The sequence below is a fragment of the Alteraquisediminimonas sediminicola genome (genome assembly GCF_019740335.1).
GTDB classification, from domain to species: Bacteria; Pseudomonadota; Alphaproteobacteria; order Sphingomonadales; family Sphingomonadaceae; genus Alteraquisediminimonas; species Alteraquisediminimonas sediminicola.
Genome location: NZ_JAHXZS010000001.1, coordinates 120,819 through 146,260 on the forward strand (window position 1 = coordinate 120,819; position 25,442 = coordinate 146,260).

A 25,442-nucleotide genomic window follows, 5' to 3' on the forward strand; every position below is an offset into this window, starting at 1 on the left:
TACGGCCTTCACATGATAATATGGCCTTAAAACAAATATCTTTTCAATCTTTTAAAGATCCGCGCTGCTGCTTTGCCATCGCCATAAGGAGAGATGCCGCGTGCCATGTCGCGATAGGCGGATGGATCGGTCATCAAGGCAATGGCCCGCGCAGCGATCCGCGCGCGGTCGGTGCCGAGCAGTTCGACCACGCCTTCGGTTACCGCTTCCGGTCGTTCGGTGGTGTCGCGCAGGACCAGCACCGGCTTGCCGAGGGCGGGGGCCTCTTCCTGCACGCCGCCGCTATCGGTCAGGATTAGATGCGCCTTGTGCATCATCGCGACAAAGGCGGGATAAGGCAGGGGGCTGCAGAGCCGCACGCGGGGATGGTTCCCGAAGCGGGTTTCGACCGGCCCTTTGACCCGAGGGTTGAGATGGACCGGCCAAACAATATGGGCATCCGGTACAGCCATGAGAATATCCTCAATCGCCGCGCAGACTGATGTGATTGCATCCCCGAAATTTTCGCGACGATGCAGGGTAACGAGGATGATCCGGCGATCTTCAGGCACATCAAAGGGCAGATCAGGGGATTTATCCACCGCCAGATGCAGCGCATCGATCACGGTGTTGCCGGTAATGAGGATAGCCGCTTCGGCCACGCCCTCGGCATGCAGCGCGTTCGCCGCACCTTGTGTCGGCGCAAAATGGAGCGAGGCGATCCGGCTGATGAGGATCCGGTTCAATTCTTCCGGGAACGGGTTGTGCAGATCATAGGTCCGCAAGCCCGCTTCGACATGGGCAACGGGAATGCGGCGGTAAAAGGCGGCCATGGCGGCCATGGCGGCAGTGGTGGTATCGCCCTGCACGATTACGCAATCGGGCCGATGCGCCGCGATCGCCGCATCCATTGCCTCAATGGATCGGGCGGACAGGCTGGCAAGCGATTGGTCCGGGCGCATCACAGCGAGATTCTGATTGCAATTGACACCGAAGAAATCGAGAATCGGTTCGAGCATCTGCTGATGCTGACCAGAGGAAATGACAATCTGTTCAACCCAAGGTGCATCAGCGAGCGCAAGGATGACGGGAGCCATTTTAATGCCTTCGGGACGCGTCCCGACGACTGACATGATACACTTTTTCAACACATAAGCTCCGCAAATACGCAACAGGTACAATATGTGGCAACGGCCACATGGTATCAGGGTTTTAACCGGACAAGTTTGACAAAGCCTTGATGCATAGCCTGCACATCAGGCGAGAAATCCGCGCAACAGGTCCGTTAGCGCCGTTGGTGCCTCTATGGGCAGCATATGGCCCGCGTGCGGCAACTCAACGCTTAACCCATTGGCGCTCATTTGGGCCATTTGCTGGTTGAACGAGGTCGATGAGCTATGATCCTCGCTGCCAGATATAAACAGCGTAGGGATGTGCATTTGTGCCAGCAGGTCCATGCGATCCGAACGATGGATCAATGCATGTTGTTGCGCCGCGAAATCATCGACAGCTACCCGGCATAGCATCGCCTTTAATCCGGCCATCAGACCAGGATTGTCGCGCCCGGCGGTACCCACCATGTCGGGCATCCACGCATCCGCCACCGCCGCCATGCCGCTGTTTTGCGCGATCTGAACGAGCCTCATCCGGCCATCCGCTTCATTGAGGCCAAGTCCTTGCGCACCACTTGCAACCATCGCAAGCCGGGTGACGCGTTCGGGGGCGAGTGCCGCCACCTCCAATGCCACCCGTCCGCCCATGCTGTGGCCGACCAGCGCCAACGGACCGTTGGTCGCCTCAAGGATACGGGCGGCCATGTCGGCTAAGTGATCGCAGCCGTCATTACAGGCAATGTGCAATGGTCCCAATCGGGACAATGCGGCAATCTGGTGACGCCAGACCCAGCCGTCATTCATCAAGCCGGGGATGAGGACGATCTGGGTCATGGCGCTTTCCTTCACCTTCAGGCAGCCTGTAACGCGGCCGTGATTTCTTTCAATGGGGTTTCAGTATCGGCCAACTGTGCCTTGGACGGTGAGAGCCTGCCGACGACCAGCGCCTTGCCCTGCACATAATCCTTCATCGCATTGACGCAATCGAGGGCGATGACGCGGCCTTGCTTCAGATAGATGACTGAAAAGCTGCGGGTAGCGATGTCGCCGCGCACGACGACATCATCAAAGCCGGTGGACAGGCCCACGGTCTGGAGCTTCAGATCATATTGATTCGACCAGAACCACGGCACCGCATCATAGGCTGTTGGCGCGCCGGTGATGAAGCGTGCAGCGGTGCTCGCCTGATCATTCGCGTTCTGCACCGATTCGAGGCGCATGTGCAGGCCATCTGCGTAATGATTGTCATGCGCGGCGCAATCGCCAATGGCGAACACATCGGGCAGAGATGTCTGGCAAAATTCGTTCACATCGACACCGTTCGCGCCAATAGCGCCTGCCTCGATCAACGGTTGGACCGCCGGGATGATGCCGATGCCGACAATGACCATCTGCGCCGGGACGACGCTACCGTCATTCAGGCGCACGCCGGTGACATCCGTGTCGCCCTCAATCGCCGCCACGCCCACACCGAGCCGGACATCGACATTATGGGCGCGGTGTTCGGCTTCATAAAAGCGGGACAGTTGCTCACCCGCCACACGGGCCAGCACGCGGTCGAGCGCTTCAAGCACGGTGACCTTCTTGTTGAATTTGGACAGGACAGCGGCTGCCTCCAGCCCGATATAGCCGCCGCCGATCACGACCGCATCGGTGATATTGTCGACTTGCGCCATCATCGCATCGGCATCGGCACGGGTGCGCACGACATGGACGCCTTGCAATTCCGCGCCGGGCAAGGGCAGACGACGCGGGCTGCCGCCGGTGGCCCAGATCAACTTGCCATAAGTGAACGCCTTGCCTGATTCGGTGTTGAGGCTGTGCGCAGCGGCATCGACCTTGTTGACGCGTTCGTTCAGAATCATGTCGACAGCGCGATCCGACCAGAAATTGGCGGGGCGGATCATGATCCGTTCGAAAGTTTTCTCGCCGGAGAAATATTCCTTGGAAAGGGGCGGGCGTTCATACGGAAGTTCCGGTTCATCGCCGATCACGGCCACGCTGCCTTCAAACTTCAACTGTCGCAGCATCAACGCTGCATGCGCGCCGCCATGGCCTGCGCCCACGATTATTACGTCATAATGTTGCACTGATTACATCCTCTATCTGGTCGCAACAATGGTGTTCGGCATCGCGTGCCGCATATCCCAGTTTCGCCTATATCAAAATCTCTTGTGACACCAGTTGACCCGGATGATTGGCATGATTATAGGCCCGTCATCCCAATCGCAATGCGGTTCGGAAAGCCCATTGGGGCGGAGTAGCTCAGCTGGTTAGAGCAGCGGAATCATAATCCGCGTGTCGGGGGTTCGAGTCCCTCCTCCGCTACCATTTTTCAAATATTTGGTGGCAGGCACGGGCGGGCGGATTGCTCGTTATGTGTATATGAATTGCAGGCACGCCAAGTGATCTGCGGGCCTCATCGGCCCGCATGATCGATGTCACACAGTTGCGATGACGGTCCCGGTGAATTTTTCCCGTGCAGATTCGAACTTCCGCATCGGCTGGAAGGACTTGTCATCTATAATCAGCGATTTCAGGCCGGTCACCTTGAAGATGCCGATCTTGAACTGCTTGGGTGCTGCACCATTGCGTTCGACAGCAAGCGCGTCGACGAAATATTCGTCATGCTGTGTGTATAATACATGCGGTGCCAATAGTAATTTGTCTTTATTATATGTGGCACGGACACATTTGCGGAGCGTGATCGCTTCCATGAGAATTTCGATTGAGTTCATGCATTCTCATGGATCATTGACGCAGAAAGTCCAGATAAATATCTGGGATCAACGAAAACTGCACCCGTGACTGGCGGTATTCCGCCGTTCAGCGATCAATCGGCTCGAAACTGAACAAGCCGCGCCGATAATTCATCGTGATCTTGATATGGGTAAGCCCCGGCCCGGCGTTAACCGAAACGGATTTCGCCTTGGGCTTTGACCAGCCGAGTTTGGGATTGCCGGCAAAGCCAACGCCGTCGACGGATAGGCCGAATTTCCGATTCTTGTCGCGATCATGCAACAGGCTGATCGCGTAAACGCCCGCAGATGGCAGGCGGACGCACAACTCAGCATGGCCGTATGGTGGCGGCTCGATCTCGGCTCGGCGAAAGGTCTTTTTTGCGGCGATCAATATGTCGTCATTCTCGAGAAAATCATGATCATTGGAGGGATATACCTCCAGCTTGAGATAGCCTTGGCGATCTTTCAGGCCCAACGCGGTAACTAACAGCGCCGGTCCATGTTCATTCTTCCGGCATGCGCCCTCGGCCTTGCCACGTTCCGGGTCGGGCGGGGCATGCGATGTCGCGCCGAGCAGGCATGGCATCATCAGCAATAATGCTATTTTCTTGCCGTGCCCCGTTACTTTGTCACCAGCCACGTCGACCCCCGTCCGATCAAACCCCGTCACATCAGGCCCCATTTTGCGACATGTTTTGATTAAGCGTAGTTTAAGCCTCTAAAGACCCGATTTTTCTATACATGATTTCGATAATTTTCACAGCGGCGACGATTTTTCATCGTAGAAGTCTTATGGTAGCTCCAATATTTCCTCAACAATCAAGGTGTTTTAAGCGTATTATGATCATATGCTGACGCGCGTTTTAGCCTTAAGCATATATGTCAAAGAGACGATTGAGGTGATGTCCATGCATATCCTGCCTAAATCTGTGCCGATGGCCTTGGCTGCTTTATGCCTGATAGCGGCGCCTGCATGGGCGGTGAGCCATCAGGATTGGGATACGGCCAGTTCAATTGGTGCCTATGGCCTGACGGCGATTGCCATTGGCTGGCCCTTGTTGGAGCACGATCGCGCAGGGGCGTTGCAGGCGGTGGCATCCGGCGGTGCGGCAGAACTGGTGGCCCAAGGCCTGAAGGCGACAATCCATGAAACCCGCCCGGATGGCAGCAATCGCAGGAGCTTTCCCTCTGGTCATACAAGCGTCGCCTTTGCGGCTGCCGCCAGCCTATATGAACGTCAGGGGCCTCAAGCGGGCGTAGCGGCGTTCACCATTGCAAGCCTTGTCGGCGTGGCAAGGGTGAAGGCGGACAAACATCATTGGTATGATTGCGTTGCTGGCGCGGCGATTGGGATTTCGTCCGGCCTGTTGATCACCCATAAGCCCAACCGAAATGTCGCGATCGTGCCATATATGGACAGCAAGGGCGGGGGTCTGTCCTTGGCGATGCGGTTTTAGGGGGCGTTAGGCTCGATAGTATTCAGCCGATCAGCTTTTTATAATTATCCGCCACGGATTGGAGTGCGTGGCTCCATTGATAGGCTTCGCTTGCCTTGCGGGCATTGCGGCCAAGTGCGATCCGTTTTTCTGGGTTTTGGATAAGGTCTGCCACAGCGGCGACATAATTTTCGGGCTGGTCCGGTTGGCACAAGATGCCGGTCTGGCCGTCTTCGATCAACAGCCTGCTGCTGGGGGCATTGGCGCTGACCACGGCGAGGCCTGCGGACATCGCCTCCAGATTAACATTGCCAAAGGCCTCTGTCGTGCTGGGGTTGAGCAGGATATCGGCGCTGGTAATCACCCGGGCCAGCGCTGGCCCGCGCAGATGGCCAGTCATGACGATGTTGCTCAATCCTTCCGCCAATTCACTGCGGGCAGGGCCGTCGCCGACGATTAAGGGGCGGATATTGGGGTATGTCTCGCGTAGGCGCTTGATCGTCGTGATGAATTCGACAATCCCCTTTTCGCGAACGAGGCGCCCGAAAAATAAAATGACGGGATCGGTCGCTTTATAGCCATGGGCATGACGCCAATCCTCGCTGCGCCGTTCAGGGTCAAACAGATGATGATCGACACCGCGACTCCAGATGGCAATCTTGTCGGCGTCAACGCCATCGGCACGCAGCAGGTCTTCCATCGGCGGGTTCGGGGCCAGTACCAGATTGCATCGTTGGTAAAAGCGACGGAGATAGCCTTCAATCGCATTGCGGATGAAGCCAAGGCCGTAAAATTGGAAATAGGTTTCAAAACGGGTGTGGAGGCTGGCGACCAGCGGTATATGATGCTTTTCAGCATAATTCTGCGCGGCGCGACCCAGAAGATCCGGTGCGGATACATGGATAATGTCAGGCGCGAACGCATCAAGTTCGCGGCGGATGGCGTGGGGGATACCCAACGCGACACGATATTCTGAACGAGTCGGAATCGGGATGGATGGCACCGAGATGAGCGTGCCTTGTGGCACAAAGGCAGGTTTGGCGATGGTGGGCGAGAACACGCGTACGTCAAAGCCGGATTGCACGAGATGCCCGACCAGCCGATTGAGCGCCTGATTGGCGCCATCGGCCACGCAATTATAATTACCCGAAAACAGTGCGACCTTAATCGGACGTTCCGCCTGTACGTGCGGGCTGATGACATGGGCGCGCTGTGCCATGGTCATGTGTTTCTATCCGAACTGCCTGATGCGGAAATTGTCATGATACAGATAAGGCCTTGAAAGGAAATAGGGATATTATCAATATGGCCCCGCCCATATCATGGCGCGCTTTTATGGCGTGCTCTTTCTGGATAGCGATGCTTGTCCTAAAGCAGCGACAAGACCTTGGCAACAACGGCTAGCTGATAGGCTTGACTTTCATTGCCCAAGGGAGTGAAGGCGCGGGCATCATGCCGGGCGGCGCTGCCCGATGTCATATGCGGTGTTGAAACATGTCCATGCCTGTCGCCCATAATTTGCCGGTCACGGTGGCTGCCCTCTATAAATTCGCGGATTTTACCGATCCAGCGGCGTTGCAAGGGCCATTGCTGGAGACGTGCCAAGCTAATGACATCTTCGGCACATTATTGCTGGCGCATGAAGGCGTGAACGGCACGATTGCCGGTTCGGCAGAGGGGATATCGGCGGTGGTCGCGTATATCCGCGCCTTGCCGGGCTGTGCCGATCTCGATGTCAAATATTCGGGCGCGGTGGAGATGCCTTTTTACCGCATGAAGGTCCGGCTGAAACGCGAGATCGTCACCTTGGGTGTCGAGGGCGTCGATCCGGTCGGGCAGGTGGGCCAATATCTTGACCCTGCTGGCTGGAATGAGTTGATCAGCGACCCTGATGTGATCCTGATCGATACGCGCAATGATTATGAAGTTGCGATTGGCACATTTCGCAATGCGATAGACCCGAAGACCAAGAGCTTTCGCGAATTTCCCGAATGGTTCGACTCGCATCGCGCCGAGTTTGAGGCCGAGGGCCGGACGCCGAAAATTGCGATGTTCTGCACCGGGGGCATTCGTTGCGAGAAATCGACAGCCTTTGTCCGCGCACGCGGAATTGACGAGGTCTATCACCTTAAGGGCGGCATCTTGCGCTATCTGGAGGATATGCCGGAAGAAGAAAGCCTGTGGGACGGCGAATGCTTCGTCTTTGACGAGCGTGTGGCCGTTGGTCATGGCCTGCGCCTTGGCCAGCACGGCCTCTGCCGTTCATGCCGTCGCCCAGTCAGCGAAGCCGACCGCGCATCGCCCTTATATGAAGAGGGGATTTGCTGCCCCGCTTGTCATGATGAGTTGGATGAGGCGCGCCGCGCCCGTCTGGCCGAGCGTCATCGTCAGGTCGCCTTGGCCGCCAAGCGTGGTGAGGCGCATATCGGCCCTGTACGCGGTCGCCAACAGGGCTGATATGCGCTCCGCTTAGTTGAGCAACACCGCAAGACCAGTGAACTGCGCTTGTTGCGCGTCGGCGATGGCGTGAATTGTCTCGCGGGCCGAATCCGTACGGGTTTGAAGTCGGGGTTCACTGACAACCGATAATTCCCGCACGATGATATCAAGATCTGCTCTGGCCGCTTCTGCGCCCGCGCGTGATTGTTCCAGTCGGGACAGGGCCTGTTGCGCCTCCAGCCATGCATCGCTGCCCATCGCCGCGCCCTGACCGGCGGTGACGGAACGGCGGATGGCGGGCAACGCTTTGCTGAAGGCTGTATCGCTGCTTTTGGCGGCAGTTTCAGCGGCGGTGATCCGCGCCTCAAATGTCGCCAATGCCGCCTCCGTCAGAACAAAAGTCACGGGTTTCGGTGCGACCTCGACCGGCTTTGCCGTTTCAACCGGGCGCAAATCGAGTGGTGGGAAGGAGCCAGACGGCCCGGTGCAGCCCGCAAGCGGCAATATGAGGAGCGAAAAAACGCCGTAAGCCATCAGGCGGTGATGGGCGGAGGCATTTGTTGGGCGTGGCGTCATGGCGATAATGTCCGGAAAAAAGCGGGTTTCAGCGTGGTCCATGGCTATAGCATGACAGTTTCGTAAGAAAAGTGCACAGAATCACTTGCGTCTCCCGTCTAGTCCGCTAAAGGGACGTCACACCGCGAGTGCGCCCGTAGCTCAGCTGGATAGAGCATCAGACTACGAATCTGAGGGTCGGACGTTCGAATCGTTCCGGGCGCACCAATTTCCAAAAACAATCTGTGAATAAGACTGGCTTCGGCCAGCATGTTCGGTTGTTTTGCGCGGTGAATAGTTTTCATTTGCTTGAACATTACTGCCGCAATTGCTGGCTATGCTGTCTGTATCGCCTACATTGTAAAAAAGGCCGGATAATCGCCCGGCCTTTTTCTATGTATCAGCAATCGATCGGCTGAACGACCTTACGGGTGCGGGCTGATTGTTCAATCGCAGCCAGCATTTGATGACGCTTCACCGCCGCTTTGAAGTCCGGGCAATCGGAAGTACCGGTGCGGATCTGCCGGGCGATGTGCTGATAGAATCGGGCGATATTGCCGGGCGTGCCGGAGGGTGACAGACCAGCCGAACAATCCGCCGGGACCACAATCGGCGCCATGTCAGTGCCTTCGCCGGTGGCGCCCCGGATGTCGAGGTCGGCCAATTGGGCATGGCCATTGGAACCGATGATCTGGAGATCCCCCTTGGTACCGTTAATCTCGATCAGCAGGCCCGTCCCGCGCGGCATGCCGCCACGATAATGGACAGATAAGGGCGCCCCGCCGATCCGGGCATGGAACAGCACCTGATCATGCGCCGTCATCGGGATGGGTTCGCCCGTCTGGTTATTGATCGACACCGAACGACGGCGGCTCAATTGCGCGCCAATATCGGTGATTTCGCCCAATATATGGGCCAGACCATCCATCGTGTGCCCAAGCGGGATCGATAACATGGTCGCGCCATTATTGATGTCGCAGCAATAGGCATTGGGGGTGTCCATCACCGGACCCCATACCATGCCGGAGCCGATTACGCTGACCGACAATATATCGCCGACATAGCCCTGCCGGATGAGGTTGCCGACATGGATCAAGGCGGGGCTGAAACGCGCCTGCATGCCGCATACGGCAACCGTGCCGGCAGCATCGGCCAGCGCGGCCATCTCGCGGGCTTCCGCCAGACCGTTACCCAGCGGCCATTCGCAATAGACATGCTTGCCGGCCGCAAGCGCCGTGCGGACGAGCGCGAGGTGATGCGGCACCTTGACCGTCACCGCGACCAGATCGACGCCGGGGCAGGCGACCAGTGCCTCTACGGATGAAAAGGCATCCGGCACGCCGTAAAATTGCGCTGCGGCGACTGCGCTGTCCTGTCGCGTGTTACTGAGCGCGACAATGTCGAAATCATCGTCAAGGGACCGAAGCGCCGGGATATGGGCATTGGCGGCCCAACTGCGACCGGGCGTGACGCCAATGATCCCGACCCCTATTTTCTTGTGCATCCTCACGCCTTTCTTTGTTTTGTGCGCCGCCAGCGTAATGCATTGCCAGCTAGGCTGTCGATATCAGGCTTCAGGCAGGTTCCAGCAGATTGTCGCGCATGGCATTCAGTTCTTCCGGCGTCATACCCAGCCGTTCGATGGCGTAATTTTCAATACTGCCATGGTCCTCAATCATCTGTGCAAGAGCGGCGCGGAGATATTCGGGATGTGCACCCATCAACGCAGGCATCACCCCCGGTGCGCGCTCGTTCAGATCCATGGCCGAGTAATTTTTGCTAAAACGGACCATCGCGCGATCATAGCTTGCATTGGTCAGCAGATAATCGTCCATCACCGTCTTTTCATCGACGCCCAGCAAGAGCAGCACCAGCGCAAGTGCGACCCCGGTGCGATCCTTGCCTACTGCGCAGTGGATCAGGATCGGCAGGCCGCCCTCTGCCAATTGGCGCAACATATAGGAAAAGGCATTGGCCATTTCGACCGGCAGGCGGCGGTAGACGGTGAACATCGCCTGGCGATAGGCTTCAGGGTTGGATTCGCCGGTCGCCAATAATCGTGTCAGATCACCCTCGGCTTGATTGTCACTGCGGGACCAGAAGATCGCTTCGCTGCCGGGAATCCAGCGGCTGGGCCATTTTTCACGTTCGGAAGTCGAACGCAAATCGACAATGTGACGGATGTTCAGCGATTTCAGATAGTCATGATCCGCATCGGTTAGCTTGTGCAATCCTGCCGAGCGATACAAGCGATGCGCACCGATCTTGCGGCTATCGCGGGTCGGATAGTCCCGCACATCGCGGAAATTATAGGCTCCATCCAGCGGCAGGATGCGGCTGATTTCGTCCTCGTTAAATTCCCAGCGGGTCGTCACTATTTCACACTCCTGTTGCCGCGATTGGGGTCGCAGGACAGCAATGCCATAGGCTGTGCCCAATGACTATGCCCAATGGCACGCGCGGGAGAGGGGAGCCGGAACATCTCCGGCCCGCCCGAAGAGTTCGGGACGGGCCGGATTCAGGTCAGAAATGACGTGCGTAGGACTTAGGCGTCAGCCTTGGTCTTGCTGATGATGTCGGCCACTTCATCAAGCAATGCGAGGCGCTGTTTCTTGAGCTCTTCGAGACGATCATCGGATGTCGGTTCGATATCGCTTTCCGCCCGGTGAATGTCCCGGTTCAATTCATGATAACGGTCGGCGATGGTCTGAAAATGGCGATCTTCCAGCTTCAACCGATGGAGAATTTCAGCATCGGCGGGAAATTCGGCGTGCAGATCGTGCGGGGTATGGCTCATGAAATCTCCTCTGATTTTCAACTCACACCTGCAAGCTAGGCGAGGGGATGCGCCTAATCCTTGCGCTGGATCAAAACTGGAAATTTCAGATAAATTGCCCTGAACGGCGGTTGGCGCGATCGATCGACATCAACATGCCGAAACAGATCATCAAGGTCATTAATGCCGATCCGCCGAAGGAGAACATCGGCAACGGGATTCCGACTACCGGAGCCAGTCCCATCACCATCATGATGTTGACCGAGAAGTAATAAAAGATTGTGCAACCAAGGCCCGAGGCCAACAGCCTGCCGAACTTGTCCTGCGACCGGTTGGCGACCTGCATCGCATAGCGCACGATCATGAAATAGGCGGCAATCAACAATGTCGCGCCGACAAGGCCCCATTCTTCGAACATGGTCGCAAAGACGAAGTCGGTATGGCCTTCCGGCAGATAATCGAGATGGCTTTGCGAACCGTTCAAAAAGCCCTTGCCGAAAATACCACCGGACCCGATGGCGATTTTAGATTGGCTGATGTGATAGCCGGTGCCGAGCGGATCACTTTCCGGATCGAGGAAGATCAACACGCGGTTGCGTTGATAATCATGCATCGAGAACCACAATATCGGCAGGGCCGCAAGCGCCGCCAGACCGCCGCCGATGAACAGGCGCAATGGCAGGCCCGCGAGAAACATGACAGTAATGCCGCCCGCGATCACCATCGTCGCTGTGCCGAGATCGGGTTGCAACAGGACTAGCCCAGCAGGCAGCCCGATCATCACCAGCGGAATCCATATGGCGTTCCAGCGTCGGATTTCGCCCGCAGGCATGATGTCGTAAAAACGCGCAATCGCGAGGACGATAGCGATTTTCATCAATTCCGATGGTTGCAGGCGGATAAAACCAAGGTCGATCCAGCGCTGGCTCCCTCCCTTTACCGCCCCGAACAATTCGACGATAAACAGCAGGACGCAGATAATGATATAGGCCGGGAAGGCGACCGCTTTCCAACTATTCTGTTTGATCCGGCCAAGGAAGATCGCGAGGCCGAGAAATACGAAAAAGCGCAAGCCCTGCGAAAAGGCCCAGGGCTGCACATGGCCGCCCGCCGCCGAATACAAAACCACACAGCCAAAGCCCGCGATGAACATCACCGGCAACAATAACCGCCAAGGCAGGTTCATGATCGGTGCAGGGATGATGCCCGGCCTCATGGTTGCACCGCTTCTGTGGAGGCGCTTGGCGCATTGGCGGGCGGCGTTGAGCTGGCTGTTGGGCTGGCCGGTGCTGCAGGCGCGGCGGATGTAGCACTGTTGCCATCCGCGCTGCTCCCCGAAGCGGGTACAGGTACGGTCACGGGTAGTGGCACTTCGCCACGTTCAAATGCCTTGTTGGCACGATAGAGCGCGGCTTCGCGTTCCATGCGTTCCTTGATCGTCCCGCCCCAATTTTTTTCCAATGCCAGCAAGCTGTCCATCGCCTTGGCCGGATCATATAAATAGGTCAGCACATCCTTGGCGACCGGGGCCGCCGCGCGCGAGCCGCCCATGCCATGATCGATCACCACTGCCGCCGCAAAGCGCGGGTTGTCGACCGGCGCGAAACAGACGAACAGGCCGTGATCACGATATTTCCACGGCATGGCATCGCCGCCGCGCTGGCTGCCTGCGATCCGGCGTACCTGCGCGGTGCCGGTCTTTCCCGCCATCGTAACATTGTCGAGCGGCAAGCGGCTGCGCGCGGCGGTCCCGCCCATGTTGACGACCCGGTTCATGCCATCATGCACCACCGCCAGATGTTCAGGCGGGATATTGAGCGGAGGCGGGGTGACCAGCGGCCCGTTGATGACGCGCGGGACGATCGCCTTGCCCGATGCGATCCGCGCCGCCATCATCGCCAATTGAAATGGGCTGGCCAGCAAATATCCCTGTCCGATCGTCGCATTCAACGTGTCGGATTGCGACCATGCCTGTTTGTATTTCCGCATCTTCCACGCGCTGTCCGGCACGGTGCCGTACCGCTGGGACGGGAAGGGAAGGGTGAATTCCTGCCCAAGGCCAAATTCACGGGCCACCACCGCAATTTTGTCATAGCCGATGCGATGACCCATCGCATAAAAATAGGTGTTGCAGCTCTTCATCAAGGCCGTCGGCATATCGACCGACCCATGGCGTCCGAGGCAGCGGAAGAAGCGGTTGCCGAGACGATAGCCGCCATTGCAATAAATGGTTTCGTGCGGGTCGATGCCATGGCGTTGCAGCGCGAGGGCGGCGAGCGGCTTCACCGTCGAGCCGGGGGGGTAAAGCGCCTGCAGGCTCTTGTTCATCAACGGCAAATGGTCATTTTTCGACAGCATGTCCCATTCGTCATGGCTGATGCCATCGGAGAAGCTGTTCGGATCATAAGCGGGCATCGACGCCATGGTGAGAATGTCGCCATTCTGGCAATCAAACACCACGACCGATCCGCTCTCCATCCCCAGACGGCGCGAGGCATAGGCCTGTAGCCCACCCTCGACAGTCAGTTTCAGGGTGCTGCCGCTGATATCGGGGCGCTTGACGAGTTCGCGGACAAGCTTGCCCCGCGCGGTGACTTCGCTGCGCTGCGCCCCGGCCTTGCCGCGCATGTGCAGGTCCATCGTTTTTTCCAGCCCATCCTTGCCGACCTTAAAACCGGGCGTAATCAACAATGGATCGTGCGATTCCTTATATTGATCCGCCGATGCCGAGCCGACATAGCCGACGAGATGGGCAACTGCCGCCCCTTCGGGATAATCGCGCGACAGGCCGCGCGCCGGGACCACCCCCGGCAATTCCGGCAGGCGCAGGTTGATCGCGGCGAATTGTTCCCATTCCAGCTTTTCCGCGACCTGTACCGGCTGAAAGCCTGCGGCCTTTTCAAAGTCGGTACGGATGCGCTGGACATCTTCAGTGGTCAGGCCAAGCGTTTCGATCAAGGGCGGCAGCACGGCATCAAGTGACGGCACCCGGTCGGGGATCAGATCGACGCGAAAATCGGAGCGGTTCTTGGCAAGCGGCTGTCCATGTCTGTCGACAATCCAGCCGCGACGGGGCGGGATCAACGTCAACTGCACCCGGTTGCTTTCCGACAGCAATGTATATTTGTCGTTCTGGGCAATCGCGAGCCAAGCCGCCCGTGCGATCAATACGCCGCCTAGCCCTAATTGCGCCGCGCTTACCAACAGGCTGCGCCGCGTGAAGCTGAAGCGCTGGCCTGCTTCGGTAAGATTAGACTGCCTGAACCTCATCGCCGTCTCAGAGTCGGAAACGCATGTTATCAAGACCTGCGCACATCTGCATCACCAGCGGATATAATAATATCGCAAACAGGAGCTGGGGCATACCGGCGAGGAAATAGGCGTGCTGTTCGGTCAGCATCCACGACCCGACCAAATAGACGGTGACCGTCAACGTCCCCATGGTCAGGCCAAACAGCCAGTCGCGCCAGACGATCCGGCCTTCGAGCCAGTCGAACAGCATCAGCATCAAAGTCCAGCTCAACATGCCGGAGCCGATCACATGGCCGCTGATCAGATCGTCCATCAGTCCCAAGGGCAGCCCCGCCCAGATCGGCCACATCATGGGATGGAGAAATCGCCAGCACAAAAACACCATCAGGCCGAAAGGCGGCATGACGGGCATGGCCGAGATGAACGGCGCCCATGCCAGCATCGACCCGAACATGGTAGAGAGTGCCGGGGTAATTCGCGCGCCCCAGAGGAGCGCAACGCGTTCATTGTCTGAATAGATGCCGCGGCTCATGGCGTTGTGGTGGCTTTTTGTGCCGCGACCTTTTGTGCCGGGGCTGTGGGCACTTCATCCGCAGGCTTTTCCGGGCGATACAGGCCAAGTACCGTCACATAATCGACGGCGGCGGGATCGGCGATGGGCACCGCCGTTCCTTCGTCTCCACGCGAACTGATGACTAATGCCACCGGAATGTGAGGTGGATAAAGCCCACCCGCGCCGGATGTCACCAATATGTCGCCGCGGCGGAATGTGCGTGCGCCCGCGCTCAGACCACGGACTTCGAGCGTTCCATCGCCATTGCCGGTAACGAAGCCGGGGCTGCCATCGCGCAAGATGCGGATCGGCACGACGCTGCTCGCATCGGTGAGAAGCAGCACCCGGGCGGAAAATGCCCCGGTGTTGAGCACGCGACCAATCAGGCCATTGGCGGCACGGACAGGAAATCCACTGCGCACCCCGGCATTTGTCCCGGCGGCAATCACGGCGATCCGGCGCGCATCGGCCAAGGTTGATCCGATCAGGCGGCTATTGGCAACGACATCGGTGCGCTGGTCCTGCAATTTCAGGAGTGAACGCAATTCGCGATTCTGCGCCTCAATCACCCGCGCCTGCACCAATCGGGTCCGCGCACGTGCCAGTTCGGCCTTTAGTTCGTCATTGGTGCTGACGGCGGTGAGATAATAAGCGATGACGTCGTCCGTCGCCCCGAACAAACGCGCAATCGAACGGCCCACCGACATGAACGGCGAACCTGCATCGCTTGCAACACCCTGGACTGCCCGAAAGCCACGCGGATCGAAATGCGCGGCAATAATTAATAGCAACGCCGCGATGACGCCAACTACAGCGACGACATAGCCTGAAAACAGGGCATATTGCGCGCGGCGGGAGAATCCGGGGCGCCGATGGTTTGGCGGCGCCATGGCTCAGCTACCCCGTATCAGGCCGTCTGCAACACACCGCGGAAGATCGGATCTTCCAACGCGCGCCCGGTACCCATGGCCACGCAGGTCAGCGGATCATCGGCGATGGTGACGGGCAGGCCGGTTTCGCGGCGCAGCACTTCATCAATGCCTTCCAGCAACGCACCGCCGCCGGTCAGGACAATGCCCTGATCGACAATGTCTGCGGCCAGTTCCGGCGCGGTATTCTCAAGCGCAATGCGGACGCCTTCGACGATTGAACCTACGGTTTCCGCCAATGCTTCGGCGATCTGGCCCTGATTGATCGTGATTTCTTTCGGCACGCCATTGACGAGGTCGCGCCCCTTGATGTGGATCGTCTTGCCCTTGCCATCGGTCGGCATCAAGGCAACGCCGACTTCCTGCTTGATCCGTTCAGCCGTCGCTTCGCCGATCAGCAGATTGTGATTGCGGCGGACATAAGAGGCGATGGCTTCGTCCATCTTATCGCCGCCGACGCGCACCGAATTGGTGTAGGCAAGGCCGCGCAGGGATAAAACCGCGACTTCGGTCGTGCCGCCGCCGATGTCGACGACCATCGAACCGATCGGTTCCGTCACCGGCATATCGGCACCAATGGCGGCGGCCATCGGTTCTTCGATCAGCCAGACCTGGCTTGCACCGGCGTTCGACGCCGCATCGCGGATCGCGCGGCGTTCGACCGAGGTGGAGCCCGACGGCACGCAGATCACGATTTCCGGCCAGCGCGGGAAACGACGTTGGCCATGCACCTTCTGGATGAAATGCTTGATCATCTGTTCCGCGACATCGATGTCGGCGATCACGCCATCGCGCAACGGGCGAATGGCCTCGATCGAGCCGGGAGTCTTGCCCATCATCAACTTGGCATCATCGCCCACGGCCTTGACCCGGCGGATACCATTAATGGTTTCGATGGCCACCACCGATGGCTCGTTCAATACAATGCCGCGACCGCGCAAATAGACGAGCGTGTTGGCGGTACCGAGATCGATCGCCATATCATGGGACATGAACTTGAAAAAGCGGGAGAAGATCATCTTTGTTCCGTTCCGGGTACTGGGTCACTTGGCGGAGGGCCGGGGGCAGGGCCGATTCCACCTCTACGGGCGTTGTCCTTAAACTTACGCATAGACAGTTGCACGGAAAATCTTTGCCAGAATGAAGATTCGCAGCGATAGAAGCCTGACCATGAAAATTCGTCGCTTGCCCGATCATCTCATCAACCGAATCGCTGCGGGCGAGGTCGTCGAACGGCCTGCGAGCGCGCTCAAGGAATTGGTCGAAAACGCGCTGGATGCCGGTGCGACCCAGATCGTCGTCAGGCTCGATAATGGCGGGCTGGACCGGATCGAGGTCGTCGACAATGGCTGCGGCATGTCGCCCGATGAAATGCTGCTCGCGCTAGAACGCCATGCGACCTCCAAATTACCGGATGATGCGATTGAACTCGTCAGCACCATGGGCTTTCGTGGCGAGGCTTTACCCAGCATCGCGAGCGTGGCCGAAATCGCAATTGAAAGCCGGGTTCGGGGCGCGGATGGTTGGCGCGTGGTGGTCGATAATGGGCAGTTGATCGATTCAGCGCCCGCTGCGTTGCCGCCCGGGACAAGGATCATGGTGACGGGCCTGTTCGCGCGCGTGCCGGCACGGCGTAAGTTTTTGCGGTCCGAACGTTCGGAATATGCGGCCTGTCTGGATGTCGTCAAACGCCTCGCGATGGCGCGTCCGGATGTGGGCTTTGCGCTCCATCATAATGGGCGGCTGTCGCTGTCGGTGCAATCGGGCGAGGCGGCCTTGGCGCGGGTGGCGGCGCTGACCGACCGGGCGCTGGCCGATAATCATATTTTGCTCGATTATGGACGAGAAGGCGCGCGGTTAACCGGGGTCGCGGGCCTGCCGACCTTTTCGCGTGGCGTGGCTGATCATCAATTTCTGTTCGTCAATGGCCGTCCGGTAAGGGATCGGCTGGTGACCGGCGCTGTTCGCGCGGCCTATCAGGATTTGCTGGCGCGGGATCGTCATCCGGTGGTGGCGCTGTTTGTTGAGGTCCCGCGTGAGGATGTTGATGTCAACGTCCATCCGGCCAAGACCGAAGTGCGGTTCCGCGATGCGGCGGGCGTGCGCGGGATGATTGTCGGCGGGCTTCGCCGCGCATTGGACGAGGCCGGGCATCGCAGCGCGCAGCGGCCCTCGGTCGCGGCCTTGGGCGCATGGCAGCGCGAGGGTGAGGGCGCATTGCCGGGGCTGTCGCCTATGGGCGGTGGTGGAAGCTGGCCCGCTATGTCGCCGCGACCGACAACGGACGATCTTCGGGTGCAGGATCATATGCCCGGCTTTATCGCGCTGCCGATGGGGCGACCCAATCATGCGCCGCCCCCCGCTTCCTTTGCCGGTGGCGCAAGCTATCCGCTCGGCGTGGCGCGGGGGCAGGTCGCCAATACTTATATCGTGTCGGAAGCCGATGACGGGCTGATCATCGTCGATCAGCATGCAGCGCACGAGCGCTTGGTGATGGAGCGGATGAAGGCCGCGATGGCCGGACAGGGCGGCGGTGTGGCATCGCAGAGCCTGTTGTTGCCAGAGGTTGTCGAGCTGGACGAACCGACGTGTGACCGATTGGAAACGCGGATCGAAGAACTGGCGCGTCTCGGTCTGGAACTGGAGCGTTTTGGCCCGAAGGCGATGCTTGTGCGCGCCGTGCCGGGGCCGCTTGGTCAGGGCGATGTGCGCGGTCTGGTGGTTGATCTGGGCGATGAGTTGGCGGCCTTTGATCAGGCTTTGTCATTGACTGAGCGGCTGGAGGCCGTGATCGGCACCATGGCCTGCCATGGATCGGTCAGGGCAGGTCGGCAATTGTCGCTGGCGGAGATGAACGCCTTGTTACGCGATATGGAGGCGACGCCCCATAGCGGCCAGTGCAACCATGGCCGCCCGACATGGATCAAGCTTGCCCATCATGACATCGAGAAATTGTTCGGGCGACGGTAGAGTTTTACTTATCATCATGTAAGGTCGCGGCATGACGGGGGATAGCATCTATTACATCGCTGCGCTGATGATGTTGGCGGCGGCGTTGTACACATCGGTCGGCCATGCCGGGGCTTCGGCCTATCTGGCGATCATGGCGCTGTTTGGCGTGATGCCAGAGGTGATGAAACCAACGGCTTTGGTGCTGAACATACTCGTTGCGAGCCTGACATCTTGGCGCTTTTATCGGGCGGGGTTGTTCCAGTGGCGATTGGCATGGCCGTTTTTGCTAGGGTCGGTGCCGCTCGCATTTCTGGGCGGTAGCCTTAGTCCGTCGGCATCATTGTATCGCCCGTTGGTCGGGGCCGTGTTGTTGATCGGCGCGATCCGGTTATTATGGCCAAAGCCAATGACGATGATCCCGCCCAGCGAATTTCGCCCGGTACCGACAATTGCCGGGGTTGGCGTGGGCGCGGGGATCGGTTGGTTGTCCGGCCTGACGGGGACGGGCGGCGGGATTTTCCTCAGCCCGATTTTGCTCTTTCTCGGCTGGACGGGGCCGCGCATGGCTAGCGGCCTTGCCGCCGTTTTTATCCTGTGTAATTCGATGGCCGGGCTGGCGGGCAATCTCGCCAGCGTCGGGCATTTGCCGCCGCAACTGCCGTGGCTGATGCTGGCGGTGATGACCGGCGCATTGTTCGGCACACGCATGGGGATCAGCATCCTGCCGCCGCGCCAGTTGGTGCGCGCGTTGGGTCTGGTTTTGATCGTGGCGGGGGGTAAGCTGATCCTCACGTAAAATTGCCGCCGAGATTTTGTTGTCGCTTTTTTGCATTTGCGGTCGGGGCGGACTATGCCCTGACTTATTGTTGTTGAAGGTAAAAGGACGGGGTCGAACTTGGGGCTGATTGCGCTGCTTGCTGCTTGTCGTGAGACCGATGATGAAGTGCCGCGTCTGTGCGCCTCCATGCCGGTTGGTGGGCGTAGCTTGCTGGAATATCAGGCATATCTGGCGCGGGATGGCGGGGCCGAGGGCTTTGTTGTCTATGCCGAACGGGTCTCGACCGAGCTGCGCCAGGCGATAGAGCGGCTGCAACAGGCCGGATTTCGGGTGAAGCTCGCCCAATCCGTGATGGAAATGATCGATCATATTCACCCGACCGACCGTCTGCTGGTGATTGCCGATGGCATGGTCGTGAGTGGCGATATCATTTCCCGTCTGGTTGATTATCCGGGCGAAGTCATCGGCACCCTCGGCGATTTGCCTGCCCATGCAGGGTTTGAACGGCTCGATGCGAATGCGCGTTGGGCCGGAATTGCCCTTGTCGATGGCAGTCGGGTCGCGGCGATCCGGTCGATGCCGGAAGATTGGGACGTGCAGTCAACCTTGCTGCGCAGCGCCGTCCAAATCGGCACATCGCAATTGGGGGTCGACGATCTGATTACCACCAAGGGCGGTGCGGTATTGTATCAGGTGGAAGGCGAGGCCGGGTTGGCCGAGATCGATCAACGGCTGTTGAACCGCCAACAGGCTGTGCCGGGCAAGGGCGACTGGATTGAGCGCCAAGTCTATGCGCCAATTGGTCGTCTTTTAGGTCCGAACTTGCTGCGTTATGGGATTGCGGGCACATGGTTTGCGGTGGGGGCGATGCTGTTGCATTGCCTGTCGATCAGTCTGTTCTTCGATGGCAGCCGCACATTAGGCGTGATCTCTTTGATGCTGGCAGGGCCGATTTATGCGCTTGGTGCGATGCTGGGCACGATCAGGGGTGAACGCAATTTTGCGTATCAGCATCATGTGACGATCCGGCAAATATTGGATATCGCAATTATATTGGCGCTGGCATGGGGATTATATCGCGAGGGTGCGGGCTGGGGGCAGTTGGCGCTGGCTTTCGTGGTGGTGCAGCACGGCCTGTATCTGACGTACTTTGCCCGCTGGACCGCATCGGAAAGCGGTTGGCGTGTATATTGGCAGCCGGGTGGCGATGTTATGGCCTGGTTGTTGTTGCTGTGCGGTATCATGGCATTATGGCAATGGGTGCTGGGCGTGCTGGCGATCTGGCTGAGCGCTGTTTTTGTCGATCGCATGCGGCGTATTGCTCAAAGACACTGATGCGCTGCACTGATTAGCGGAACGTTAACTATATCGCATTATGTTGGGGGCATGACATGTCCCGTTTATCGGCCACCCATCATTGGGGCCTTGCCTGTTGCGCAAGGGGAAAGTGCGACCATGAAGATGGTTTGCGCGCCGGAAAACCGTGCATGAACGGCGCTTTCGCAACAGATCCGGGAATCGTCCATGGGCGCATCAGCCATGATGGCCGTCTCGATTCGGCGGATCGGGCGTTGCTTGATCTCCAGAATCGGGCGGGCGGCGCTCTGGGTGAAATTATCGCCATTCCAGCGCTTGCCTCGATCGGGCGATTGGCAGCACGGCTGAATGTCGTGATTTCGCGATCGGTGACGGTGGCGGACGGGGCGGATGACCTTGAAATGTGGGTGCATGCTCGCCCGCATGCCGGTGAAGTCGACATGACCTTGTCGGGTTGGGAACGGGTGACGGCGCGACCACCATTCGAAAATCATATCGTTTCTCGCAATGATGATTTTATTCGGGCGACCGCCGATTGGTCGTTCGAACTGGATGCGGATCTGTGCATCACCCGGATCGCGGCGCTGGATGCGACGATGCCCGGGCCTGATCTATCCCCCTTTGTCGGGCGCAAGCTCGCAGCGATTGTCGAGTTGTTGACCGATGAGGATGGCGACATGCCGATCCTGACCGGGCTGGCCAAGGCGCGTGGCTTTGTCGGACAGGTCGGGCGCTTACGACCTTTTGACAATGCGCAGGTGATGATCGACGCCATGGCCTTGGTCGATACCGGCGGGGTGGTGACGGCCTTGCAAGGCACGATGTCACTGATCCTTGATCATGTGGCCGATGCGCCTGTCGCGGCGGTTCCAGTATCGGACCAGACCGAAGACGATACCAAGGCGCTGTTCGGCCATCGGCTGGAGCAGGTGTTGCGCCTCCCGCTTAATCGCATCATCGCCAATGCCGATAGTATCAATGCCCAGCAAGATGGGCCGATCCGGCGCGATTATGTCCATTATGCCGCCGATATCGCCAATGCGGGCCGGCATATGCTGGGGCTGGTCGAGGATCTGGTCGAGTTGCAAACGGTCGAATCGGCGGATTTTCAACCTGCACGCGAGGTGCTCGATCTCGCGGATATTGCGCGCAAGGCGGGGGGCTTGGTTGCTGTCCGGGCGCAGGAAAAATCGATCCGTATCGACCGGCCGGGTGAAGATGAACATCTCGCGGCGCTGGGCGATTATCGGCGCGTGTTACAAATATTGGTCAATCTGATCGGCAATGCCGTTCGCTATTCACCGGAAGGCAGCATGGTATGGATTCGCACCGAGGTCGAAAGCGATAGCGCGACCGTGATCGTCGCCGACCAAGGACGCGGCATCGATCCGGCGGATCATGAGCGCATTTTTGAAAGGTTCGAGCGATTGAACGCGACAGAAGGCGGCGGGTCGGGCCTTGGCCTCTATATCTCGCGCCGTCTGGCGCGGGCGATGGGCGGCGACATCAGCGTCGATAGCGCCGCAGGGCAGGGCGCGCGTTTCATGCTGACATTGCCGCGCTCCTGACTGGCCGGGCTTACCAGTTCGACAGCCCTTTGTCGGTGCCGCACCAGCGATCCCACCAGCGGAAATACAGACCGAAATTGCAGAGATATTGGTCGTGGTGGCGCTGATGATGGCTGGCGGTAATCAGATATGCGCCCAATCTTGATCGGACCAGCCAGCGGGGAAACATCTCCCAGCCCATATGGTTGGTGACGCCCATTACCGTCATGATCGTCAAGACCAGCGCCAATGCGCCGACATGAATGGGAATGAAGAAAACGAGCGCTGGAATGACGATGGCCCCGGTCAGCCCTTCATAAGGGTGAAAGCTCATCGCGGCCCATGCGGTCGGCGGGCGGCTTTCATGATGGACTGCATGGGCTATACCGAACACGCGTGGACGATGCATCCAGCGATGGGTCCAGTAAAAATACGCATCATGCAATGCCAGATAGGCAAAGACCGATAAAGGCAGCCACCACAGCGGATAGGCGTGCGCATCATCGTAAATGCGGGTCCAATGATGCGCCTGCCAGCCCCAGGCGACAATTCCGGCAGGCACGCCATAGATGATGCAATTGAGCAGCGACCAAAAGCCTTCTCGCCGGATCTGCGGCCATTTGCCGCGATATAATCCGGCCATCTGGCGGCGCGTCAGCCAATCGAACAGGCCACTTGTCAGCACATAGCGCACAAAGATGATGATCGACATCACCAATGCCGATGCGATGAGGGCAAGAGGCGGGAAAGACATGGGGCTATCACTAGGCCGGTGTCTGTTGGTGCGCAACCATCGGGCCAAGCTCCCGATAATAACGTGATGAATTATCGCGCATTCATCCGGCATCTGGCGCGGATTGTGGCCGGAATATAACAGCCCGCAAAAATCCGTTCTGAAACACGTTGATTTGCCTGTCTTGGCCCTTCCTTTCCCCTGCGATTGCGATTATGGGAACGGCAGATATTTATCAATTGCAAGGAGACTGGGTTATACGTCCGCCGCTTTCCCGGCGCCCAATGGCGCCGACGCCCATGCCGCTCAACGGCCCCCGATATAATGAATTCATCACGGTGCCCAAGGTGCGGGTTATCGATGGTGAGGGCGAAAATCTGGGGGTTATGTTCACACGTGAGGCGATAGAACAGGCGGCCGAAGTTGGCCTTGACCTGGTCGAAGTATCACCGACCGCCGATCCGCCCGTCTGCAAATTTCTCGACATCGGGAAATATAAATATGAGGCGCAGAAAAAGGCCAACGCAGCCCGCAAGAACCAGAAGACGCAGGAGATCAAAGAGATCAAGATGCGTCCGAACATCGACGATCATGATTATGATGTGAAGATGCGCGCCGTGAACAAGTTCATCGAAGAAGGTGACAAGGTCAAGATTACGCTGCGTTTTCGTGGTCGTGAATTGGCTCATGGTCAATTGGGCATGAAATTGTTGCAGCGCGTGCAGGCCGATGTCGTGGAAGTTGCGAAGGTTGAGCAGCATCCGCGTATGGAAGGCCGTCAGATGCTGATGGTGCTTGCGCCCAAATAAGGCCTAAAATCAGGCCCGGAAATAGGGCCGCCCGTGTTGCGGTCATCCGCCTCCTTGGCTCGATAGATCGCTTGCGCACGGTTTGCTGTCGATCTTTGTGTTGTGGGGGGCTTTGGATGAACAAGATATTTGCGGACGCCAAGTCTGCATTGGACGGGTTGTTGCGTAACGACATGCTGATCGCCTCGGGCGGTTTCGGCCTGTGCGGTATTCCGGAACGCCTGATCGACGCGATTGTCGATTCGGGCGTGACCGGCCTCACCTTTGCCTCGAACAATGCGGGCATTGATGGCGTGGGTCTCGGCAAGCTGTTGCGGACCAAGCAGGTCAAGAAGATGATCTCGTCCTATGTCGGTGAGAACAAGGAATTCGAGCGTCAGTATCTGGCGGGCGAACTTGAGGTCGAATTCTGCCCGCAAGGTACGCTGGCCGAACGCATGCGCGCTGGCGGCGCTGGTATTCCCGGCTTCTACACCAAGACGGGCGTCGGCACGCAGGTAGCCGAGGGCAAGGAAATCAAGCATTTCGACGGTCAGGATTATGTGCTGGAACGCGGCATCGTCGCCGATCTCGCCATCGTCAAGGCGTGGAAGGCCGATGCCACCGGCAATCTGATGTTCCGCAAGACTGCGCGTAACTTCAATGCCCCTGCCGCGACCTGCGGTAAGATCACGATTGTCGAGGTCGAGGAAATCGTCCCCGTCGGTAGCTTTGATCCGGACAATATCCATATTCCGGGCGTCTATGTGCAGCGCATCATCTGTGGCGCGCCTTATGACAAGCAGATCGAATTCCGCACCACCCGGCCTCGTTCGGCCCAGCAGGGGGAGACCGCATAATGGCCTGGACCCGTGATGAAATGGCCGCTCGTGCGGCGCGTGAACTGCAAGACGGTTTTTATGTGAACCTCGGCATCGGTATCCCGACGCTCGTCGCGAACCATATCCCTGCCGGGATGGATGTGACGTTGCAGTCGGAAAATGGGATGCTCGGCATCGGGCCGTTCCCGTTTGAAGGCGAAGAAGACCCGGATTTGATCAATGCCGGCAAGCAGACGATCAGCGAATTGCCGCAATCTGCCTATTTCGGGTCGGATCAGAGCTTTGCGATGATCCGTGGCGGTCATATCGATCTGACCGTGCTGGGCGCGATGGAAGTCGCCGAAAATGGCGACATCGCGAATTGGATGGTGCCGGGCAAGATGATCAAGGGCATGGGCGGCGCGATGGATCTCGTCGCGGGCGTGAAAAAGATCATCGTGGTGATGGAACATTGCGCCAAGGATGGTTCGCCGAAGTTCATCCCGGATTGCACCTTGCCGCTCACCGGCAAGAATGTCGTCGATATGATCGTGACGGATCTGGCCGTGTTTCAACGGCCCAATCATGACCTGCCGTTCCATCTGGTGGAAACCGCGCCGGGCGTGACCAAGGAAGAGATCGCTGCCAAGACAACGGCGCATTATATCGCCTGATCTGAGCGGTCTGCATTAAATAAGGGCGCGCCGGGATAAATCGGGGCGCCCTTTTTTTAT

General features: G+C 58.5%; 25 protein-coding genes and 2 tRNA genes. 11 read left to right on the forward strand and 16 right to left on the reverse strand.

Going from position 1 to position 25,442, the window contains the following annotated elements; translation table 11 throughout:
- Positions 1 to 26: 26 nt before the first annotated feature.
- The 3 genes from wecB to K6117_RS00635 form a co-directional block, all read right to left on the reverse strand.
- A complete protein-coding gene (wecB, locus tag K6117_RS00625; RefSeq protein WP_221791853.1) occupies positions 27 to 1,112 on the reverse strand; it encodes a non-hydrolyzing UDP-N-acetylglucosamine 2-epimerase in 1,086 nt (361 codons plus the stop codon).
- 123 nt (positions 1,113 to 1,235) lie between these two features.
- Positions 1,236 to 1,925 (reverse strand): alpha/beta fold hydrolase, encoded by a 690-nt coding sequence (locus K6117_RS00630; RefSeq protein WP_221791854.1) that lies wholly within the window; start codon positions 1,923 to 1,925, stop codon positions 1,236 to 1,238.
- A gap of 17 nt (positions 1,926 to 1,942) precedes the next feature.
- The gene (locus tag K6117_RS00635) at positions 1,943 to 3,181 is read right to left on the reverse strand and encodes an NAD(P)/FAD-dependent oxidoreductase (RefSeq protein ID WP_221791855.1); all 1,239 of its coding nucleotides are present in this window, start codon (positions 3,179 to 3,181) and stop codon (positions 1,943 to 1,945) included.
- Positions 3,182 to 3,345: 164 nt separating this feature from the next.
- Here K6117_RS00635 and K6117_RS00640 point away from each other — a divergent pair.
- Positions 3,346 to 3,422: transfer RNA gene (locus tag K6117_RS00640), tRNA-Met, on the forward strand.
- Positions 3,423 to 3,532: 110 nt separating this feature from the next.
- Here the strand turns inward: K6117_RS00640 and K6117_RS00645 are convergent.
- Complete coding sequence (locus K6117_RS00645; RefSeq protein ID WP_221791856.1) at positions 3,533 to 3,829, reverse strand: hypothetical protein; 297 nt, start codon at positions 3,827 to 3,829, stop codon at positions 3,533 to 3,535.
- Positions 3,830 to 3,917: 88 nt separating this feature from the next.
- Entirely contained in the window at positions 3,918 to 4,472 is a 555-nt protein-coding gene (locus tag K6117_RS00650; protein WP_425514671.1) for a DUF2141 domain-containing protein, read from the reverse strand.
- Between the two features lie 268 nt (positions 4,473 to 4,740).
- Between K6117_RS00650 and K6117_RS00655 the strand changes: the two genes are divergently transcribed.
- Positions 4,741 to 5,289, forward strand: coding sequence for a phosphatase PAP2 family protein (locus tag K6117_RS00655; RefSeq protein ID WP_221791857.1), 549 nt, complete (start codon positions 4,741 to 4,743; stop codon positions 5,287 to 5,289).
- A 22-nt stretch (positions 5,290 to 5,311) separates the two neighbouring features.
- On the opposite strand, the gene K6117_RS00660 is transcribed toward K6117_RS00655, so the two are convergent.
- Positions 5,312 to 6,493, reverse strand: a complete 1,182-nt coding sequence (locus tag K6117_RS00660) for a glycosyltransferase family 4 protein (protein WP_221791858.1) — start codon at positions 6,491 to 6,493, stop codon at positions 5,312 to 5,314.
- A gap of 269 nt (positions 6,494 to 6,762) precedes the next feature.
- Between K6117_RS00660 and trhO the strand changes: the two genes are divergently transcribed.
- Positions 6,763 to 7,725, forward strand: coding sequence for an oxygen-dependent tRNA uridine(34) hydroxylase TrhO (gene trhO / locus K6117_RS00665; protein WP_425514672.1), 963 nt, complete (start codon positions 6,763 to 6,765; stop codon positions 7,723 to 7,725).
- Positions 7,726 to 7,737: 12 nt separating this feature from the next.
- Here the strand turns inward: trhO and K6117_RS00670 are convergent, their stop codons facing one another.
- Positions 7,738 to 8,325 carry a hypothetical protein gene (locus K6117_RS00670; protein WP_221791859.1) on the reverse strand — a complete coding sequence of 196 codons (588 nt, stop codon included), beginning with the start codon at positions 8,323 to 8,325 and terminating at the stop codon, positions 7,738 to 7,740.
- A gap of 88 nt (positions 8,326 to 8,413) precedes the next feature.
- On the opposite strand from K6117_RS00670, the gene K6117_RS00675 reads away from it, so the two are divergent.
- A tRNA-Arg gene (locus K6117_RS00675) sits at positions 8,414 to 8,490 on the forward strand.
- 172 nt (positions 8,491 to 8,662) lie between these two features.
- Here the strand turns inward: K6117_RS00675 and K6117_RS00680 are convergent.
- The 8 genes from K6117_RS00680 to K6117_RS00715 all read right to left on the reverse strand — a co-directional run bounded on the left by K6117_RS00680 (position 8,663) and on the right by K6117_RS00715 (position 16,791).
- Entirely contained in the window at positions 8,663 to 9,766 is a 1,104-nt protein-coding gene (locus tag K6117_RS00680; RefSeq protein ID WP_221791860.1) for a Gfo/Idh/MocA family oxidoreductase, read from the reverse strand.
- Positions 9,767 to 9,836: 70 nt separating this feature from the next.
- Positions 9,837 to 10,637 (reverse strand): tyrosine-protein phosphatase, encoded by an 801-nt coding sequence (locus K6117_RS00685; protein ID WP_221791861.1) that lies wholly within the window; start codon positions 10,635 to 10,637, stop codon positions 9,837 to 9,839.
- A gap of 170 nt (positions 10,638 to 10,807) precedes the next feature.
- Complete coding sequence (locus K6117_RS00690) at positions 10,808 to 11,059, reverse strand: HP1242/YdcH family protein (RefSeq protein ID WP_221791862.1); 252 nt, start codon at positions 11,057 to 11,059, stop codon at positions 10,808 to 10,810.
- A gap of 85 nt (positions 11,060 to 11,144) precedes the next feature.
- The gene (gene rodA / locus K6117_RS00695; protein ID WP_221791863.1) at positions 11,145 to 12,254 is read right to left on the reverse strand and encodes a rod shape-determining protein RodA; all 1,110 of its coding nucleotides are present in this window, start codon (positions 12,252 to 12,254) and stop codon (positions 11,145 to 11,147) included.
- Complete coding sequence (mrdA, locus tag K6117_RS00700) at positions 12,251 to 14,308, reverse strand: penicillin-binding protein 2 (RefSeq protein WP_221791864.1); 2,058 nt, start codon at positions 14,306 to 14,308, stop codon at positions 12,251 to 12,253. Before mrdA ends, rodA begins: the two co-directional genes overlap by 4 nt.
- Positions 14,309 to 14,315: 7 nt before the next feature.
- On the reverse strand, positions 14,316 to 14,822 hold the full coding sequence (locus K6117_RS00705) for a rod shape-determining protein MreD (protein ID WP_221791865.1): 507 nt from the start codon (positions 14,820 to 14,822) through the stop codon (positions 14,316 to 14,318).
- Positions 14,819 to 15,733: a rod shape-determining protein MreC gene (locus K6117_RS00710; RefSeq protein WP_221791866.1), complete on the reverse strand. Its 915-nt coding sequence runs from the start codon at positions 15,731 to 15,733 to the stop codon at positions 14,819 to 14,821. The genes K6117_RS00705 and K6117_RS00710 overlap by 4 nt, the downstream gene beginning before the upstream one ends.
- A 17-nt stretch (positions 15,734 to 15,750) precedes the next feature.
- Entirely contained in the window at positions 15,751 to 16,791 is a 1,041-nt protein-coding gene (locus K6117_RS00715; protein WP_221791867.1) for a rod shape-determining protein, read from the reverse strand.
- Positions 16,792 to 16,942: 151 nt separating this feature from the next.
- Here K6117_RS00715 and mutL point away from each other — a divergent pair, with 151 nt between their 5' ends.
- From mutL to K6117_RS00735, 4 genes are all read left to right on the forward strand, one after another.
- Positions 16,943 to 18,742 carry a DNA mismatch repair endonuclease MutL gene (gene mutL / locus K6117_RS00720; RefSeq protein ID WP_221791868.1) on the forward strand — a complete coding sequence of 600 codons (1,800 nt, stop codon included), beginning with the start codon at positions 16,943 to 16,945 and terminating at the stop codon, positions 18,740 to 18,742.
- Positions 18,743 to 18,773: 31 nt separating this feature from the next.
- Entirely contained in the window at positions 18,774 to 19,520 is a 747-nt protein-coding gene (locus K6117_RS00725) for a sulfite exporter TauE/SafE family protein (protein WP_221791869.1), read from the forward strand.
- A gap of 99 nt (positions 19,521 to 19,619) precedes the next feature.
- The gene (locus tag K6117_RS00730) at positions 19,620 to 20,837 is read left to right on the forward strand and encodes a hypothetical protein (protein ID WP_221791870.1); all 1,218 of its coding nucleotides are present in this window, start codon (positions 19,620 to 19,622) and stop codon (positions 20,835 to 20,837) included.
- A 152-nt stretch (positions 20,838 to 20,989) separates the two neighbouring features.
- Entirely contained in the window at positions 20,990 to 22,387 is a 1,398-nt protein-coding gene (locus tag K6117_RS00735; protein ID WP_221791871.1) for a sensor histidine kinase, read from the forward strand.
- A gap of 10 nt (positions 22,388 to 22,397) precedes the next feature.
- Here the strand turns inward: K6117_RS00735 and K6117_RS00740 are convergent, their stop codons facing one another.
- Positions 22,398 to 23,120 carry a sterol desaturase family protein gene (locus tag K6117_RS00740; protein WP_246604741.1) on the reverse strand — a complete coding sequence of 241 codons (723 nt, stop codon included), beginning with the start codon at positions 23,118 to 23,120 and terminating at the stop codon, positions 22,398 to 22,400.
- Positions 23,121 to 23,398: 278 nt separating this feature from the next.
- Here K6117_RS00740 and infC point away from each other — a divergent pair, with 278 nt between their 5' ends.
- The 3 genes from infC to K6117_RS00755 all read left to right on the forward strand — a co-directional run bounded on the left by infC (position 23,399) and on the right by K6117_RS00755 (position 25,382).
- Positions 23,399 to 23,908: a translation initiation factor IF-3 gene (gene infC, locus K6117_RS00745; RefSeq protein ID WP_221792792.1), complete on the forward strand. Its 510-nt coding sequence runs from the start codon at positions 23,399 to 23,401 to the stop codon at positions 23,906 to 23,908.
- A gap of 116 nt (positions 23,909 to 24,024) precedes the next feature.
- The gene (locus tag K6117_RS00750) at positions 24,025 to 24,747 is read left to right on the forward strand and encodes a CoA transferase subunit A (protein WP_221791872.1); all 723 of its coding nucleotides are present in this window, start codon (positions 24,025 to 24,027) and stop codon (positions 24,745 to 24,747) included.
- Positions 24,747 to 25,382, forward strand: a complete 636-nt coding sequence (locus tag K6117_RS00755; RefSeq protein WP_221791873.1) for a CoA transferase subunit B — start codon at positions 24,747 to 24,749, stop codon at positions 25,380 to 25,382. The genes K6117_RS00750 and K6117_RS00755 overlap by 1 nt, the downstream gene beginning before the upstream one ends.
- The last annotated feature ends 60 nt before the right edge of the window (positions 25,383 to 25,442 follow it).

Coding starts and splice junctions, on each gene's coding strand:
- K6117_RS00680 (WP_221791860.1), bottom strand. CDS start 9,766: ATGCACAAGAAAATAGGGGTCGGGATCATTGGCGTCACGCCCGGTCGC.
- K6117_RS00645 (WP_221791856.1), bottom strand. CDS start 3,829: ATGAACTCAATCGAAATTCTCATGGAAGCGATCACGCTCCGCAAATGT.
- K6117_RS00755 (WP_221791873.1), top strand. CDS start 24,747: ATGGCCTGGACCCGTGATGAAATGGCCGCTCGTGCGGCGCGTGAACTG.
- K6117_RS00655 (WP_221791857.1), top strand. CDS start 4,741: ATGCATATCCTGCCTAAATCTGTGCCGATGGCCTTGGCTGCTTTATGC.
- K6117_RS00630 (WP_221791854.1), bottom strand. CDS start 1,925: ATGACCCAGATCGTCCTCATCCCCGGCTTGATGAATGACGGCTGGGTC.
- K6117_RS00715 (WP_221791867.1), bottom strand. CDS start 16,791: ATGATCTTCTCCCGCTTTTTCAAGTTCATGTCCCATGATATGGCGATC.
- trhO (WP_425514672.1), top strand. CDS start 6,763: ATGTCCATGCCTGTCGCCCATAATTTGCCGGTCACGGTGGCTGCCCTC.
- K6117_RS00735 (WP_221791871.1), top strand. CDS start 20,990: ATGAACGGCGCTTTCGCAACAGATCCGGGAATCGTCCATGGGCGCATC.
- infC (WP_221792792.1), top strand. CDS start 23,399: ATGCCGCTCAACGGCCCCCGATATAATGAATTCATCACGGTGCCCAAG.
- K6117_RS00705 (WP_221791865.1), bottom strand. CDS start 14,822: ATGAGCCGCGGCATCTATTCAGACAATGAACGCGTTGCGCTCCTCTGG.
- mrdA (WP_221791864.1), bottom strand. CDS start 14,308: ATGAGGTTCAGGCAGTCTAATCTTACCGAAGCAGGCCAGCGCTTCAGC.
- mutL (WP_221791868.1), top strand. CDS start 16,943: ATGAAAATTCGTCGCTTGCCCGATCATCTCATCAACCGAATCGCTGCG.
- K6117_RS00725 (WP_221791869.1), top strand. CDS start 18,774: ATGACGGGGGATAGCATCTATTACATCGCTGCGCTGATGATGTTGGCG.
- K6117_RS00710 (WP_221791866.1), bottom strand. CDS start 15,733: ATGGCGCCGCCAAACCATCGGCGCCCCGGATTCTCCCGCCGCGCGCAA.
- K6117_RS00690 (WP_221791862.1), bottom strand. CDS start 11,059: ATGAGCCATACCCCGCACGATCTGCACGCCGAATTTCCCGCCGATGCT.
- wecB (WP_221791853.1), bottom strand. CDS start 1,112: ATGTCAGTCGTCGGGACGCGTCCCGAAGGCATTAAAATGGCTCCCGTC.
- K6117_RS00750 (WP_221791872.1), top strand. CDS start 24,025: ATGAACAAGATATTTGCGGACGCCAAGTCTGCATTGGACGGGTTGTTG.
- K6117_RS00660 (WP_221791858.1), bottom strand. CDS start 6,493: ATGACCATGGCACAGCGCGCCCATGTCATCAGCCCGCACGTACAGGCG.
- K6117_RS00740 (WP_246604741.1), bottom strand. CDS start 23,120: ATGTCTTTCCCGCCTCTTGCCCTCATCGCATCGGCATTGGTGATGTCG.
- rodA (WP_221791863.1), bottom strand. CDS start 12,254: ATGAGGCCGGGCATCATCCCTGCACCGATCATGAACCTGCCTTGGCGG.
- K6117_RS00670 (WP_221791859.1), bottom strand. CDS start 8,325: ATGGACCACGCTGAAACCCGCTTTTTTCCGGACATTATCGCCATGACG.